The 15,480-nt window shown below is 69.0% G+C and carries 11 protein-coding genes and 1 pseudogene; 6 read left to right on the forward strand and 6 right to left on the reverse strand.

Translation table 11 applies throughout. From position 1 onward, the window contains the following. Together CFN17_RS14980 and lipB are read right to left on the reverse strand one after the other, a co-directional pair. Positions 1-422 (reverse strand): annotated as a pseudogene (locus tag CFN17_RS14980) (lipoyl synthase); the annotation flags it as partial. After that, entirely contained in the window at positions 419-1,087 is a 669-nt protein-coding gene (lipB, locus tag CFN17_RS14985) for a lipoyl(octanoyl) transferase LipB (RefSeq protein WP_208748550.1), read from the reverse strand. The pseudogene CFN17_RS14980 and the gene lipB, both read right to left, overlap by 4 nt. Positions 1,088-1,195: 108 nt before the next feature. On the opposite strand from lipB, the gene CFN17_RS14990 reads away from it, so the two are divergent. The 5 genes from CFN17_RS14990 to CFN17_RS15010 all read left to right on the forward strand — a co-directional run bounded on the left by CFN17_RS14990 (position 1,196) and on the right by CFN17_RS15010 (position 7,930). Next, positions 1,196-3,058, forward strand: a complete 1,863-nt coding sequence (locus CFN17_RS14990; protein WP_208748551.1) for a serine/threonine-protein kinase — start codon at positions 1,196-1,198, stop codon at positions 3,056-3,058. A gap of 145 nt (positions 3,059-3,203) precedes the next feature. Continuing rightward, on the forward strand, positions 3,204-4,505 hold the full coding sequence (locus tag CFN17_RS14995) for an APC family permease (RefSeq protein WP_208748552.1): 1,302 nt from the start codon (positions 3,204-3,206) through the stop codon (positions 4,503-4,505). 190 nt (positions 4,506-4,695) lie between these two features. After that, positions 4,696-6,138: an APC family permease gene (locus tag CFN17_RS15000; RefSeq protein WP_208748553.1), complete on the forward strand. Its 1,443-nt coding sequence runs from the start codon at positions 4,696-4,698 to the stop codon at positions 6,136-6,138. Continuing rightward, complete coding sequence (locus CFN17_RS15005; protein WP_208748554.1) at positions 6,135-6,581, forward strand: hypothetical protein; 447 nt, start codon at positions 6,135-6,137, stop codon at positions 6,579-6,581. The genes CFN17_RS15000 and CFN17_RS15005 overlap by 4 nt, the downstream gene beginning before the upstream one ends. Then, complete coding sequence (locus tag CFN17_RS15010; RefSeq protein WP_261792214.1) at positions 6,578-7,930, forward strand: dipeptidase; 1,353 nt, start codon at positions 6,578-6,580, stop codon at positions 7,928-7,930. The genes CFN17_RS15005 and CFN17_RS15010 overlap by 4 nt, the downstream gene beginning before the upstream one ends. Before the next feature lie 44 nt (positions 7,931-7,974). Here CFN17_RS15010 and CFN17_RS15015 read toward each other — a convergent pair whose 3' ends face one another. Next, a complete protein-coding gene (locus tag CFN17_RS15015) occupies positions 7,975-8,868 on the reverse strand; it encodes a TIGR01777 family oxidoreductase (RefSeq protein WP_208748555.1) in 894 nt (297 codons plus the stop codon). A 75-nt stretch (positions 8,869-8,943) separates the two neighbouring features. Between CFN17_RS15015 and CFN17_RS15020 the strand changes: the two genes are divergently transcribed. Next, complete coding sequence (locus CFN17_RS15020; RefSeq protein WP_208748556.1) at positions 8,944-12,459, forward strand: S41 family peptidase; 3,516 nt, start codon at positions 8,944-8,946, stop codon at positions 12,457-12,459. A 100-nt stretch (positions 12,460-12,559) separates the two neighbouring features. On the opposite strand, the gene CFN17_RS15025 is transcribed toward CFN17_RS15020, so the two are convergent. The 3 genes from CFN17_RS15025 to sucB form a co-directional block, all read right to left on the reverse strand. Beyond that, positions 12,560-12,988, reverse strand: coding sequence for an OsmC family protein (locus tag CFN17_RS15025; RefSeq protein ID WP_208748557.1), 429 nt, complete (start codon positions 12,986-12,988; stop codon positions 12,560-12,562). A gap of 214 nt (positions 12,989-13,202) precedes the next feature. Further along, positions 13,203-13,553, reverse strand: a complete 351-nt coding sequence (locus CFN17_RS15030; protein ID WP_208748558.1) for a hypothetical protein — start codon at positions 13,551-13,553, stop codon at positions 13,203-13,205. A 181-nt stretch (positions 13,554-13,734) separates the two neighbouring features. Further along, positions 13,735-15,435, reverse strand: coding sequence for a 2-oxoglutarate dehydrogenase, E2 component, dihydrolipoamide succinyltransferase (gene sucB, locus CFN17_RS15035; protein ID WP_208748559.1), 1,701 nt, complete (start codon positions 15,433-15,435; stop codon positions 13,735-13,737). Positions 15,436-15,480 lie beyond the last annotated feature (45 nt).

Genomic DNA, 15,480 nt, shown 5'->3' on the forward strand with positions numbered 1-15,480 from the left:
CGGACGGTTTCGGCGTAGAGCCAGACGCCTTCGTCTGCGAGGTCGTCGCGGGCGACGCCGGTGACGGTGGCGTAGCGCAGGGCCATGGACTGGACGGAGCGGGCGACCTTGGTGGGTTCGAAGAGGTCCACGGGGGAGGGTTTGCCGGTGTCGATCTGGCAGAAGTCGCAGCGGCGGGTGCATTCGGAGCCGCCGATCAGGAAGGTCGCTTCCTTGTCTTCCCAGCATTCGAAGATGTTCGGGCAGCCGGCCTCTTCGCAGACGGTGTGCAGGCCTTCTTTTTTGACGAGGTTTTTGAGTTGGACGAATTCCGGGCCCATCTGGACCTTGGCCTTGATCCATTCCGGTTTGCGTTCGACCGGTACTGCCGCGTTGCGCTGCTCGATGCGCAGCAACTTCCGGCCTTCTGGTGCCAAGGTCACAGGAGAGCTCCTTCAGGGGTGTAAACGAGTGCTTCTTCGTGCTTGCGGAATTCTTCCACGAAACGGTCGACGATATCGGCAGGGTCGATCACCCTGCCGGTTTCCAGGGACATGGTGGTGACGCTGGCGTCGGTGATTCCGCACGCGATGATCTGCGCATAGGGGGCGAGATCGTTGTTGCAGTTGATCGCCACGCCGTGCATCGTGACGCCGTCCAGGACACGGATGCCGATTGCGGCGATCTTGCGGTCCGGGCCCTTGTCATCGGCCAGAACCCAGACGCCTGCCCGGCCCTTGACCCGCACGGCTTTGATCCCGTAATCCTCCATGACCGCGATCATGACGGCCTCGAGGCGCTCGACGTAGTCCCGGATGCCGGCACGGTTCTTCAGTTTCAGGATGGGATAGGCAATGAGCTGTCCCGGGCCGTGCCAGGTCAGTTTGCCGCCGCGGTCAACCGCGACGACGGGCGTCCCGTCGAACGGGCGCTCGTGGTCTTCCGTGAGCTTGCCTGCCGTATACACGGCGGCGTGTTCCAGAAGCAGTACGGTGCTGGGTTTCTCGCCGGCAACAACCTTGTTGTGGATTTCGCGTTGGATATCCCAGCCGCGCGTGTAATCGACGAAGTCCGGGGCAAGACCCAGCTGTTGGAACTCAAGAGTCATGCCATCCAGCTTAGACCTCGCCCGGCGTCGTTCCCGATTGTGTGCTTAAGCTCTCACTTCCTGTGGATAACTTCTGCACGTTCGTCCGGGATCGGCTATTGATTGGGTATGGAGGATTTCGCGCAGGCCGGCGGTCCGGCCCCCACAGTGGACGGATACGACGTCGGCCGCTTCCTGGGGCGCGGGGGCGACGCCACCGTGTGGCTCGTGAACGAGCGGGCCACGGGCGCCGAGTACGCCCTGAAGTGCTTTCACCCGGGCAGCGGGCCGGTCGGCGGCGGAGGGAGCGGGCAGGCCACGGAGACGATCGAGGCGATGCGGCGAGAGGTCCGTATCCTCGCGGCGCTTGAACACGAGCACCTCCTGCGGTCCCACGCCGTGCTGCGGCTCGCCGCCCCCGCAGCGGGTCCGGACGTCCATGACGAACTGGCGTTGCTGCTGGAATACGCCGCCGGGGGAGCCCTCGCCGACGTCGTCGCCGGCCGGGGAACGCTGACGGCGGGCGAGACGGTGACCGTGCTGACACCGATCGCCCAGGCGCTGGCGTACCTGCATGCGCGCGGCGTCACCCATGGCGACGTGTCCCCCGGGAACGTGCTGTTCACGGCCCAAGGAAAGCCGCTGCTGGCCGACCTCGGTGTGGGGCGGATGGTGGGCGACGCCGGTGCGGGCACAGAGGCCGGGACCGACGGCTTCCGCGATCCCTCACCGGTGGACGCTGTCAGGGCAGGGCTCCAGCCGGAACGCGACGTCTATTCGCTGGCCGCAATCGGCTGGTACTGCCTGGCCGGGCGGCCCCCGGCGCCGGGGAGCCACAGGCCGCCGCTGCCCTTCCTCGTTCCCGATGTCCCGGCGAGCCTGGCCGCAGCCTTGGAGGCCGGACTCAACGAGGACCGGCGGTTGCGGCCCACAGCCGGCGAGCTGGCCGCGGCGGTCTACCGCAGCGCAGCCGCCGAGGCCGTGGATCTCTCGCTAACCGCCCACCCCACGGTGGCGCCGCAGCTCCTGACCCGCCGTGCCTCGCCCGCGAGTGCCCGCCCGGGCCGGATGGGAAGGACCGGCAGGTGTTTTCCAAGTGGTCGACCCGCCAAGGGTGCGCGGTCCGGCGCACACCAGCGGACGGCGGACGGCGGGACAGGACGCCACGCGGCGGGCACCGGCGGGGCGCGCCACCTGGCTCCGGAAGCGGGCCCGGGGCCGGGCGCGCGGCGGGAAACGGCGGCGCCGTCCGGGCGTCACAGCGTGCCGGCCCTCGGCCTGCGCCGTGACGGACAGCCGCGGAGCAACCGAAATCCGAGGGGCGGGACGTACGCAGCGGGCCGGCGGCGGGATACGGCGCGGGCTGGTGCGGCGATGGTGGCCTTGCTCGCGGTGCTGGGCGTCGGGGCCGTCGTGTCGGCGGTGCTGCGGCCCGCGGTTACGGAACAGCCCACGGCGGGGACCACAGCGCAGACTGCCGAACCGGCCACAGCGCAGGCCACGGCGCAGGCCACGGAACAGTCCGCAGGGGCCGGCGCGGACCCGGCCGCCGCCGTCGTGCCCCGTGAACTCGGGGAGCAGCTGGAGTCCGCCGACCCCGCGGATGCTGTCCGCGGACTGGCCGCGCTCCGCGCGCAGGCCTTCAGTACCGGCAACTTCGCGCTCCTGGACCAGGTCAATGCGCCGTCCTCGCCGGCCGCGGATGCAGACGGCAGGATCGCCGCTGAGCTGGCGGCCACCGGTCACGTCCTGGCCGGGTTTTCGACCGGCCTGATGAGTGTCCGGAATACCCCGGACCGCGCCCCGGGGCGGGCGGTGGTGGCTGTCAGTGCGGCATCGGAGCCCTATCAGGAACGCGATGCCGCAGGGTCAGTGTTGGCCGAGGCCCCCGCCGGGCAGGAAACCCGGGTACGCCTTGTCCTCACCGTTGTCGGCGGCCGCTGGAAAATTGCGGAAATCCTGCCGTCCGGTCCCTGGGACGCAGCGGAGTAGAGGATGCCTTGCGCACCCGCGGCAGCGGAAATCCCGGTGCCCGCCGGGCCGGACCCGAAATGGCGCAGGGTTCCGCAGCCCCGGGGCGCAGTGGTAGCCTCCGTGCGAGGCCGCCCGCCAGGGCCTGAGGACGGGAAGGTGCGCCATGTCGACCACGGTTCCGAAGAAGCAGATGACCGTGATGCAAGCGGCATTCATCGGGGTGGGCTCGATGGTGGGCGCGGGGATCTTCGCGCTGCTGGGAGCGGCGGGTGCGGTCGCCGGATCGGCCGTGTGGGTGTCATTCCTGGTAGCCGGAGCGATCGCCGGCCTGCAGGGCTATTCGTTCGCGAAGCTCGGCGCCACCTACCCTTCGGGCGGCGGCATGCTTGCCTACCTGTCCCGCGGGTTTGGCGAGGGCCACATCACGGGGATCGTATCGTGGCTGTTCTATGTGACCGGGGCGATCGTTGGGGCAATGGTGGCCTCGTCCTTTGGCGGGTATGCCAGCGCAGTCCTCGCCGGCCGCGATCCGGGCTGGGCCAAGGTGTTTGCGGTCCTGCTCATCCTCGTCATGACATTCCTGAACGCAGTTGGCTCCACGGCCGTCGCAAGAGTCCAGTCCGTGATCGTGAAAGTGGTGCTGGCGATCCTGTCCGTGTTCGCGATCGTCACGATCGTGAACTGGAATCCCTCGCTCCTGGCCCCGTCCGGCTACCCCGGTATCCGCGAGATCATCGCGAGTGTGGCGTTGACGTTCTTCGCTTTCCTCGGGTTCGGTGTCATCACTTTCACGGCAAAGGACCTGCCCGATCCGTCGCATCAGCTGCCCCGCGCCATGTACCTCGCGCTGGCAATCGCCACCACGGTGTACGTCGGGGTCTCGCTGGGCGTATTTGGAACCCTCACCGCAGACCAGGTCGTCGAATACGGCGCCACGGCGCTCGCCGAGGCAGCCAAGCCCACGCTGGGCCAGTTCGGATACGTGCTGATGGTGATCACGGCCCTGTTCTCCACTGCGGGTGCCGTGAATGCAAGCCTCTACCCCTCTGTAGGGATGACCCGGCACCTCGCCTCGGTCGGGCAGTTTCCGCCGGTGTTCGGACATTCCCTCGGGCGCCGGCAGGTACCGGTCGGGCTGCTCGTGATGGCCGGCCTCGCTGCTCTCATGGTGGTGGCATTCAACCTGAACAGCATTGCCTCGCTCGGCAGCGCCGTCGCCCTGCTCATTTTCTCTGCGGTCACCGTGGCCCACTTCAGGGTGTACCGGCAGACCGGTGCCAGCCTTCCGGTGCTTATCATCGCCCTGGTGGCGACGCTGGGAACGTTTGTGGTTTTTTGCACCACCACGCTCGTCAATGAACCTGCCACCGCCGCCGCGCTGGTGGCCATCCTCGCACTGGCCCTGATCGTCGATCTGCTGTGGAAACGCAGCCGCAAACGCCCGTCTAGCACCGCGACGGCCTGAAGTAAAGAGGAAATGGAGCCTAGCTTGGCAGAATTGATGGGTCCAAGCTGTAGGCATCGGGCGCATTATGTGATAAGGGGCTGTGGGACATGGTGTACTTTTCGATTCCTCGCCTCGAGCGGCAGAGCACGGGACGGTGCGCCGCCGGGCCCGCGGTGCCTCCTACGGCGGATTCAGGGATGTGGCCGGCGTGAGCGAACAAGCAGCCACTTTGCCCAAGGCGCCGCCAGCCGTGTGGATCTCCTGGGTGGCTCTCGCGCTGATGACCACCAGTTCGGTGGCGAGTCTCCGTGCGGCCCCGACCATGGCCGTCTACGGCCTCGCTTCTGTCTTCCTCTACGTTGTTCCGGCGATCGTCTTCCTGCTGCCGACCTCGCTCGTGTCCGCCGAGCTGGCGTCCGGATGGAAGGGCGGCATCTACAAGTGGGTCGCGACCGGCATCTCCAAGCCGATGGGATTCCTGGCGGTATGGTGCCAGTTCGCGATGACCATCTTCTACTATCCGACGCTGCTGGGATTCGTCGCGAGCACGCTCGCCTACGTCTTCAATCCGGCGCTGGCCAGCAGCGGCGTGTGGACGGCAGTGGTCATTGTGGTGTTCTACTGGGCCGGCGTCTACGTGTCATCCCGGGGAACGAAGGGCGTGGCCGGTTTGGCCGGCGGCGGCCTGATCATTGGCACGCTGATTCCGGGCGCCCTGCTGGTGACGCTGGGTGTCGTATTCCTCGGCCAGGGCAATCCGTCCGCCGCCCCGATGACCGCGGCGAACTTCTTCCCTGAATGGGCCGGGCTGGCCAGCCTGGTGCTGATCGTGAACAACTTCCTGTCCTACAGCGGCATGGAGATGAACGCCGTGCACGTGTCGTCGCTGAAGAACCCGGGCAAGGAGTACCCCAAGTCGATGTTCCTGGCCATGGGACTCGTACTGCTGATCTTCATCCTGCCGGCGCTGGCGATCAGTTGGATCGTCCCGGCGGAAGAGCTCTCGCTGACGGCGGGTGTCATGCAGGCCTTTGACGCGGTGCTGGCCTCGTTCAACATGCAAGGCCTCACGCCCATCCTTGGAATCATGCTGGTCGCCGCCTCCCTCGGCGGCATGCTGACCTGGCTGGCCGGCCCGTCCAAGGGCCTGCTGCTGATCTCGCGGGAGGAAGGCTACCTTCCACCGTTCCTGCAAAAGCTGAACAAGAACGGGATCCAGCAGAACCTCCTGGTCATCCAGGGGCTCATCACCACTGTGATCGCCCTCGGCTATGCACTCATCCCGGATGTCTCCAGTGCGTACTGGATCTTCTCGGTGATCACCACCCAGGTCTACCTGATCATGTACCTGCTGATGTTCGTGGCCGCAATCCGGCTCCGCCGCAATGACCCCGGCCATCCCAGGGGCTACCGGGCGCCCATGCTGGTGGGACTGTGCGGTGTCGGATTCGCAGCCTCCCTGGCCGCCCTGCTTGTCGGGTTTATCCCGCCGTCGCAATTCGGCAACGGCAATCCGGCCGTCTATTTCCTGATCGTCGGCGGCGGCGCGCTGGGGCTCGGCCTGCTTGTGCCGTTCCTCTTCTACAAGATGCGCAAACCGGCGTGGAAGCTGCCCGCGCAAGAAGAGCAGACGGAGGCGGAAAGCTCATGAGCACGCACATGGAGTCCTCAACCAAACGCGGCCGCTCGGTCCTGTACATCGTCTCGGTGATCCTTCTGGTTGTGTTCGCTGTGACCGGCCTGGTGATGTTCCGGCAGGCGAGGCAGACCCAGCAGTCCCTGGCCAAAGCCGACCAGCTGATCGCGGAGATCAACGCGTCCGGGGGAACCGCCCCCTCTCGTGAGCAGATCGCCCGGGTGCTCGGCGACGACGGCGGCGCGGTCTGCGCGAACCCGAATGACGCACTCAGCCGGGCCACGTTCCTGAATCAGATTGCCAACGGCGCCACCGGGCCCGGCTACAGGCCGGTGATCGCGAACGCGCGCATCGCCCAAGGCGAGCTCCAGATCATCAAGGTTTACTGCCCGGACCAGCTGGCCGGATTCCAGCAATTTATTAATAGCCTCAACACCTACAGCACGGGCGGTGCATGAGCGTGGACCTTCGCTCGCGCATCGCCGGGCTGATGCAGGCGGCCCGGGGGGAACTCGCCGAGTTCGTCGCCATCAGGTCCGTGGCCGACCCGCGGCAGTTTCCCCCCGAAGAGTGCGCCAGAGCGGCGCACTGGGTGCTCGACAAATTCGCCGAACTCGGATTTTCGGACGCCCGCCTCGAGCGCACGCCGGATGGCTCGGACGCGGTGGTCGGCTCGCGACCGGGGCCCCGCCCGGACGCGCCCACCGTGCTCCTCTATGCGCACTACGATGTGCAGCCGCCCCTGGACGACGCCGCCTGGCGCACCCCGCCGTTTGAACTCGCCGAGGTGGAGGGCCGCTGGTACGGCCGCGGAGCCGCCGACTGCAAAGGCAACATCCTCGCCCACTTGCTCGCCCTGAGGGCGCTCGGCGACGACGTGCCGGTGAACCTGAAGCTCGTGGTGGAAGGCTCGGAGGAGCAGGGCACCGGCGGGCTCGAAGCGTTCGTGGCGGCCCATCCGGGGATGCTCCGTGCCGACGCCATCCTGGTCTGCGACACCGGCAACGCCGCCGTGGGCGTGCCCGCGGCGACCGTAACACTGCGCGGGATGGTCAACGTGGTGGTGCGGGTGGAGGCTATGGCCTCCGAACTTCACTCCGGAATGTTCGGCGGTGCGGCCCCGGACGCGCTCGCCGCGCTGATCGCGATGCTGGCCTCACTGCGGGACCAGCGAGGCAACACCTCGATCACGGGACTGGACAACACGCAGACTTGGACAGGCGCACCGTATCCGCCCGAGCAGTTCCGCTCGGACGCCGGCGTGCTTGACGGCGTCATGCTGCTGGGTGACGGCAGCGTGTCCGACATGATCTGGGCACGCCCGGCTGTCACCGTGCTGGGCATTGACTGCCCCCAGGTGGTGGGTTCGACGGCGGCGATCGTGCCGCGGGCTGCCGCGCGGCTTAACCTGCGGGTCCCGCCGGGTATGGACTCCGCTGAGGCCCACACGGCGTTGGCCGGGCACCTGAAAGGTGCCGCCCCTTGGGGAGTCCATGTCGAGGTGGAGCTGGAAGCCATGGGGTCGCCGTTCCAGGCGCCGGTCGGTGGCCCCGCCTTCGAAGCCATGAGTGCCGCGATGCGCGAGGCGTACGGCCGGCCCATGACCACCCTGGGGCAAGGAGGGTCGATCCCGCTCTGCAACGTCTTCGCCGACACGTACCCGGAGGCGGAGATCATCCTCCTCGGGGTGGAGGAACCCGCCGCGCTCATCCATGCACCGAACGAGAGCGTCGCCCCGGGAGAAATCAGTGCCTTGGCCGAGTCCTTGGCCTTGTTCTTCCAGAACTACCCGGCCCGGCGCGGCTAGGCGTGCCGCGTCGGCGAGGCCCCTCGAGCAGTCTGTCCGGCACGCTAGTCCCGGCCGCTGACCCATGCCGCGGCCTGCGCCAGGGACGGGTGCTCCCATTCGAATCCGAGGTCGGCCAGGACGGCCGGCTCCAGTCGCTGGCTCGCCAGCAGGAGTTCGTCGGCCAGCCGTGCCATCACCAGGCGGAGCACCGGTGACGGGACCCGAAGCACGGCGGGCCGGTGCAGGGCCCGGGCCAGCTGGGTGACGATCGAGTTCACGTCGGCGGTCTCGGGGGCGCAGAGGTTCACCGGGCCGGCAATGGGCGCGGCAAGAAGGAAGGACAAGGCTCGCGTCACATCCGGCAGCGTGATCCAAGGCCAGAACTGGCGGCCGTTGCCCAGCGGTCCGCCGACGCCCAGCCGCAGCAGCGGCATCAACCGGCCCAGCGCGCCGCCGGAACGGCTCAGGACCACGCCGGTGCGGGGGGTGATGACGCGGACGCCGGCAGGGGCCTCGTGCGCGGCGGCCTCCCAGTCGACGCAGAGCCGGGCCAGGATGCCCGTGCCGGCGGGTGCGTTTTCCCTCAGGACCGCGGGTCCGGCGTCGCCGTAGTAGCCGGACGCCGACTGGCTGAGGAAGACGGACGGCGGCGTATCCATCCGGGCCATCGCGCTCGTGAGGGTCTGCGTCGCCCCCAGCCGGGAGCTGCGGAGCTCCGCAATCCGGCCCTTGGTCCAGGGCCGGTCGCCGATGCCGGCGCCGGAGAGGTTAACTACCGCGTCCGCGCCCTTCAGCGCGGTGTCGTCGATCCTTCCGGCGGCAGGGTCCCACTGGTATTCGGCGGGCGACGCGGGGGGACGCCTGACCAGGGCCGCGACGTCGTGCCCTTCGCTGCGCAGGGTGGTGGACAGGGCGGTTCCGATCAGCCCGGAGGCTCCGGCAACAAGGATTCGCATGATCCATCTCACCACGCCGGGCACGGCGGCGAAACCTTCGCGGGCCGTAAGCGCCGTTGTAGCTATGATCGAACGATGACCCCCTCGAGTTACTTCCGTTTTCCGCATCTGCACGGCGATCTGGTCACCTTCGTGGCCGAGGACGACGTCTGGATTGCACCCGTGGGTGGGGGCCGCGCCTGGCGCGTTTCCTCCCTTCAACTGCCCGCCCGTAACCCCCGTTTCACGCCCGACGGCAAACGCCTGGTGTGGACCGTCATCCAGGGGACCGCCCCGGAGGTGGTCACGGCCAATGTCGACGGCGGCGGGTACCGCCAGCTGAGCTACTTCGGCCACAGCTCCACCCGGGTCAAGGGATTCACTCCCGACGGCGACGTCCTGGTTACCAGCGCGTTCCGGCAGTCGGACGGCCGGCATACCCATGCCTACAGCCTCCCGGTCACCGGGGGCTGGGCCCGCGAACTGCCGTTCGGACCGGTGGAGTCGGTGGCGTTCGGCCCGGTCGTCGGCGACGAACGACCCGTCGTGCTCGCCAGCGTGCTTTCGCGCGAGCCCGCCTGGTGGAAGCGCTACCGCGGCGGCGCGGCCGGCAAGCTGTGGATCGACACCGACGGAAACGGTGAGTACGAAAGGCTCGTCCCGGAGCTGGACGGCAACCTCACGGACCCCCTGTGGGTTAAGGGCCGGATCGCCTTCCTGTCCGATCACGAGGGCTACGGAAACCTCTACTCAGTGCTGCCCAACGGCAGCGACCTGCGGCGCCACACGGACCATGAGGACTTCTACGTGCGCCACGCCGCCACCGACGGCGAACGGATCATCTTCGAATCGGCCGGGGAACTCTGGCTGCTGCCAAACCTCGACGCCGAGGCGGTGCGGCTCGATATCTCCCTGGGCTCGGCCTCGCAGGCGCGCCGTCCTGCCGCGCTGAAGCCCTCGCGCCATCTCGGTGACGTGGTCCCGGACCGCACCGGCGGGTCAAGCGCCGTCGCCTCCCACGGCACCATCCACTGGCTGCGGCACAAGGACGGGCCCTCGCGCGTCCTGGAGGCCACCCCGGGGGTCCGGGCGCGGCTGCCGCGTCCCTTCGGCGAGGGCAGGATCGCCTTTGTTGCGGACCACGACGGGGTGGAAGCCCTCTACCTCAAGGCCATTGCGGCGCCGCTGCCCGGCGCGTCCGCGCACGCCCGGAAAGCGCCCCAGGCCGCCGCGGCGCCGGCAGCCGAGACCCCCGCTGCCGGCATCCCGCTGCCCCGCCCGGTGTCCGCTGCCGCGCTGACCGGACCGGGAGCACCCCGGGCCGTTGCCGCCGAAACCGGACCGGTGGCCGCCGCCGGCACTGAAGCAGCCGACGCCGGACCCGGGGCGGGCACCGTTGCACCCGCCGCCGGGCACGGGATGCCGGCCGCAGAGGCCACCCGGATCGACTTCCCCAAGCCCAGCCGGGCCAGCGCCATCGAGGCCAGCCCGGACGGCCGCTGGCTTGCCGTCGGCACCTCCTTCGGCGAGATCTTCCTGGCCGACACGCAGGCAGGAACGATGTCCCTGCTCAGCAGCATCGGCGAGGGCAGCATCGACGGCTTCAGCTGGTCCCCGGACTCCGCGTGGCTCGGCTGGTCCGAGCCGGTCACGTCGTTCGGCTCCCGCAGCCGGCTGCGGATCGCCAGGATCGACGGCGGTGCCCGGACATCGGTCATTGACGTCACCGACGGCCGGTTCCGCGACGAGTCCCCGTCGTTCACGCCGGACGGGAAGTACCTCGCGTTCCTCTCCAACCGCAGCTTCGACCCGGTCTACGACGGCCACTCGTTCGATCTGTCCTTCCCGAGCCCGATCAAGCCCTACCTGGTGGCCCTGGCGGCCGACACCCCGTCCCCGTTCGGCCCGAGTGTCGACCTGGAGGAAGAGGCCGTGCAGGGATCCGACGCCGGAGACGGAGCCGCCGCGAAGCCGGTTCCCGCGGTGCGGGTCGACGCCGAGGGCCTGGCCCACCGCGTCATCGGCGTCCCCGTGCGGCAGGGTAACTACTCGTCCCTGACTGCCACGGCCGGCGCGCTGCTCTGGCTGGACAGCGAGCTGTCCGGGACCACCGGGGAAGGCCGGGCCAGCCTCGATGACAAGGGCGCCGCGCCGAGCCTGGTCCGCTACGACCTCGCCAAGCGCCGCACCTCCACCCTCGTGGAGGCGCTGGACAGCTACCGGGTCTCCGGCGACGGCGACAAGGTCGTCTTCATCCAGGACAAGCAGATCCGGGTGGCGCCCTCCGGCGCCAAGGCCGATGAGGACTCCGGCCAGCTCGTGAAGGTGGACCTTGGCCGGATCCGGGTGCAGCTGGACCCGCTCAGCGTGTGGGGCCAGGCCTTCGACGAGGCCTGGCGGCTCCAGCGCGACTTCTTCTGGACCGAGGACATGGCCGGACAGGACTGGGACTCCGTCCACGCCCGCTACCGTCCCGTGGTGGAACGGCTCGGCTCCCACGATGACCTCGTGGACCTGCTGTGGGAGCTGCACGGCGAACTCGGCACGTCGCACGCCTACGTCCGCCCGATGGCCGTCAGCGAGAACGGCAGCAGCCCCCAGGGACGCCTCGGCGCAGACCTCGAGTTCACCGGTGACGGCTGGGAAATCACCCGGATCCTGGCGGGGGAGTCCTCCGACCCGCTGGCCACCTCCCCGCTGACCCGGCCCGGTGCGGATGTAAAAACGGGCGACGTGCTGCTGGCCGTCGACGGCGTCGAGCTCACTGAAGCCCTGACCCCCGCGATGCAGCTGGTCGGCGCGGCCGGACGCGCCGTCGAACTGACCGTGCGCAACGGGGCCGGCCACGGAGCCGCCGCGGGCGCCCAGCGCCGGGTCGCGGTGGTTCCGGTCAAGGACGAGGAGCGCCTGCGCTACCAGGACTGGGTCGCCGGCAACCGGCGGACCGTCCGCGAAGCCTCCAACGGCACCTTCGGCTACCTGCACATTCCGGACATGATGGCCAACGGCTGGGCCCAGCTGCACCGCGACCTCGACACCGAGACGGCCCTGGACGGGCTAATCGTCGATGTCCGGCGCAACCGCGGCGGCCACACCTCCCAGCTCGTGGCCGAGCTGATCGGCCGCAAGGTCACCGGTTGGAGCATGCCGCGGGGCGAAAAGCCGCGGACATACCCGCACCACGCACCCCGCGGGCCGGTCATCATCCTGGCCGATGAGTTCGCCGGTTCCGACGGTGACATCATCACGCAGGTCTCCAAGCTGCGCGGGATCGGGCCCGTCATCGGCACCCGCACCTGGGGCGGCGTCGTCGGAATCGACAACCGTTTCGCGCTGGCCGACGGCACGGGCGTGACCCAGCCCCGCTACGCCACGTGGTTCGGCGGCGGCGTCGGCTGGGGCGTGGAAAACTTCGGCGTCACCCCGGACATCGAGGTGACCTTCCCGCCGCATGCCTACGCCGCCGGCACCGACCCGCAGCTGGAATACGGCATCGGGGCGTTGAAGGAAATGATCCAGGAACTGCCCACGGACCGTCCGCCGCTGCGCGAGGGCTACCGCCGCGTCCGGCCCGCGCCGCTGCCGGCCCGGCAGCCGGCCGGCAAGGCGTAGCCCCGGCCCGGAACGCCAAAACGCCGCAAAGCAGAAGGCCCCTTCCTCACCGGTTTCCCGGTGAGGAAGGGGCCTTCTGCGTCGCGCGCCGGTGGCCGCCTCAGGAGGCGAGCGTGGCGTCCAGGGTGATCTCGATGCCGGTCAGGGCGGCGGAGACGGGGCAGCCGGTCTTGGCTTCCTCCGCGATGCGCTGGAAGTCGTCGGCGGAAATTCCGGGGACGCGGGCGTTCAGCGTGAGGTGGCTGCCGGTGATGCCGGTGCCGGGCTGGAAGGTGACGTCGGCCTTGGTGTTGATCTCCTCGGCCGTGCGGCCGGCCTGGGCCAGGGCGTTGCTGAAGGCCATGGAGAAGCAGGCGGAGTGGGCGGCGGCGATGAGCTCTTCGGGGCTGGTCTTGCCTTCGGCTGCCTCGGCGCGGGCCTTCCACGTGACGTCGAAGTTGCCCAGCCCGGAGCTGTCCAGGGTGGTGTTGCCGGCGCCCGTCATCAGGTCGCCATTCCATACAGTGTGTGCGGTGCGTGTTGTTGCCATGTCCACTCCTCGACGTCGTTGTGAATCCGCGATCCCGCCGGTGCGGGACCGCGCCGTGTCCCATCCTAGGGACTCCGTGCCGCCGCCGCACGGGGGTTCCGCTGTCAGAGGATTGTGACAGCTGGGGAGGGTGATACGTGGCGTTGGCGTTAACGACGACGGCGCCGCACCCTTGGCGGGTGCGGCGCCGTCGTGGTCACGCCGGGCCGGTGGGCTACTGCCAGAGCGTCGCGATCGCCACGTTGAGCAGTGCCAGGCCGCCGACGCTGTGCGCCAGGCCCTTGCTGACCGGCTCGCCCTTCTTGTACTTGCGGCTGCCGATGAAGGCGAGGACGGCAACAATCAGGGCAATGACGAACTTGATGCCGAGCTTGGCGTAGTTGGCCTGCATGTCCAGGGCCGGGATCAGTCCCATCATGGCGATACCGGTGAGCAGCTGCAGCACGGCGCCGTCGAACTGGCGGGGGTGGACGGTGGGCTTCTTCATCTGGCCGATCCAGATGCCGACGATCATGGCCGCGCCGACGATGTGCAGGAAGACCAGGATGTCAAAGACGATTTTCATGGCAACAGTCTAGCCAGCAGATTCTACGGAGCGTAGTAGGACCCGCCGGACGCGCAGCCGGGCAATCGGGATGCTTGGAAGCCCGGCAGCGAAAACGGCGGCGGTGCGGGGCCGGTGGTGACCCACCGGTTCCCGCACCGCCGCCGCCGTCGGTGTCCTGCGAACCCCCGCTGCCTGGTGGCTAGAGGCCGAGGTCGGCTTCGAACGCGCCCTCTTCGAGGCGTGCCTTCAGCGTCTGCAGGAAGCGTCCCGCGTCCGCGCCGTCCACCAGGCGGTGGTCGTACGTCAGGGAGAGGTACATCATGGAGCGGATAGCCAGCGAGTCATCGCCGTTCTCGTCCGAGACCACCACGGCGCGCTTGACGATCGCGCCGGTGCCGAGGATCGCGACCTGCGGCTGGTTGATGATCGGGGTGTCGAACAGGGCGCCCACGGAGCCGATGTTCGTGATGCTGAACGTGCCGCCGGAGAGCTCGTCCGGGCCGATCTTGCCATTGCGGGTCCGGTCCGCGACGTCCGCGATCTTGCCCGCCAGCCCGGCGAGGTTGAGGTTGCCGGCGTCTGCGATGACCGGAACCAGCAGGCCCTTGTCCGTGTCCACCGCAATCGCCAGGTGTTCGGCGTTGTGGTAGGTGATCTCCTGCTTGTCCTCGTCGTAGGAGGCGTTGATCTTCGGGTGCTGCTTCAGGGCCTCGGCAACAGCCTTTGCGATGAAGGGCAGGAAGGTCAGCTTCGAGCCGTTCTGGGCCTGGAAGGAGTTCTTGGCCTTGGCGCGCAGCTTGGCGACCTTGGTCATGTCGACCTCGTGCACCTGGGTCAGCTGGGTGGAGATGTCCAGCGACTCGCGCATGCGGCGGGCGATGACCTGGCGGATGCGCGGGGCCTTCTGCACGGTGCCGCGCAGCGAGGACGATGCAGCGGCCGGAGCCGATGCAGCCGGGGCCGAGGCGGCCGGTGCGGAGGCGGCCGGCGCTGCCTTGGCCTCGGCGGCTGCCAGCACATCCTGCTTGCGGATGCGGCCGCCGACGCCGGTGCCGGTCAGGGACGCGATGTCGACGCCCTGCTGGTTGGCAAGCTTGCGGACCAAGGGAGTGACGTAGCCGGATTCGGCCGGGGCTTCGGCCTGCGCCGGAGCGGGGGCTGCAGCCGGTGCCGGGGCCGGTGCCGGAGCGGCGGGGGCTTCCTGCTTCGGTGCTTCCGGTGCGGGGGCCGGTGCCGGAGCGGCGGGCGCTTCCTGCTTCGGTGCTTCCGGTGCCGGTGCCGGTGCGGCAGCGGGCTCAGCCGCGGCGGGTGCGGCAGCACCGGAACCGATCACGGCCAGGACGGACCCGACCTCGGCCGTCTCGTCCTCGTTGACGCGGATCTCCTGGAGGGTGCCGGCCACGGGGGAGGGGATCTCGGTGTCGACCTTGTCGGTGGAAACCTCGAGCAGCGGCTCGTCGACCTCCACGGTGTCACCGATGCTCTTCAGCCAGCGCGTGACGGTGCCTTCGGTGACGCTTTCGCCCAGGGCAGGGAGCGTGACTTCGTGGCCGCCGGCGGCGGGGGCGGCTGCCGGAGCAGCGGCCTCGGCGGCGGGGGCTTCCTCGGCCGGTGCCGCGGCGGGTGCTTCTTCGGCGGGGGCGCCGGCTGCAGCGGAGCCGTCGCCGGAGCCGATACGCACCAGCGGGGCGCCGACTTCGGCGGTCTCGTCCTCGGCGACAAGGATTTCCTCGATCACGCCCGCAATCGGAGAGGGGATTTCGGTGTCTACTTTGTCGGTGGAAACCTCGAGCAGGGGCTCGTCCACCTCTACCCGGTCACCGACCTGCTTGAGCCAGCGGGTGACGGTTCCTTCGGTGACACTCTCACCGAGGGCGGGCAAGTTAACGGATTCAGACATGTCGTCCCCGTTCTCCTTATTGATCTTTAGTGCGGATGATTGCTG

The sequence above is a fragment of the Arthrobacter sp. PM3 genome, from assembly GCF_003352915.1.
Classification (GTDB): domain Bacteria; phylum Actinomycetota; class Actinomycetes; order Actinomycetales; family Micrococcaceae; genus Arthrobacter.

Coding starts and splice junctions, on each gene's coding strand:
- lipB (WP_208748550.1), bottom strand. CDS start 1,087: ATGACTCTTGAGTTCCAACAGCTGGGTCTTGCCCCGGACTTCGTCGAT.
- CFN17_RS14990 (WP_208748551.1), top strand. CDS start 1,196: ATGGAGGATTTCGCGCAGGCCGGCGGTCCGGCCCCCACAGTGGACGGA.
- CFN17_RS14995 (WP_208748552.1), top strand. CDS start 3,204: ATGTCGACCACGGTTCCGAAGAAGCAGATGACCGTGATGCAAGCGGCA.
- CFN17_RS15005 (WP_208748554.1), top strand. CDS start 6,135: ATGAGCACGCACATGGAGTCCTCAACCAAACGCGGCCGCTCGGTCCTG.
- CFN17_RS15010 (WP_261792214.1), top strand. CDS start 6,578: ATGAGCGTGGACCTTCGCTCGCGCATCGCCGGGCTGATGCAGGCGGCC.
- CFN17_RS15015 (WP_208748555.1), bottom strand. CDS start 8,868: ATGCGAATCCTTGTTGCCGGAGCCTCCGGGCTGATCGGAACCGCCCTG.
- CFN17_RS15020 (WP_208748556.1), top strand. CDS start 8,944: ATGACCCCCTCGAGTTACTTCCGTTTTCCGCATCTGCACGGCGATCTG.
- CFN17_RS15025 (WP_208748557.1), bottom strand. CDS start 12,988: ATGGCAACAACACGCACCGCACACACTGTATGGAATGGCGACCTGATG.
- CFN17_RS15030 (WP_208748558.1), bottom strand. CDS start 13,553: ATGAAAATCGTCTTTGACATCCTGGTCTTCCTGCACATCGTCGGCGCG.
- sucB (WP_208748559.1), bottom strand. CDS start 15,435: ATGTCTGAATCCGTTAACTTGCCCGCCCTCGGTGAGAGTGTCACCGAA.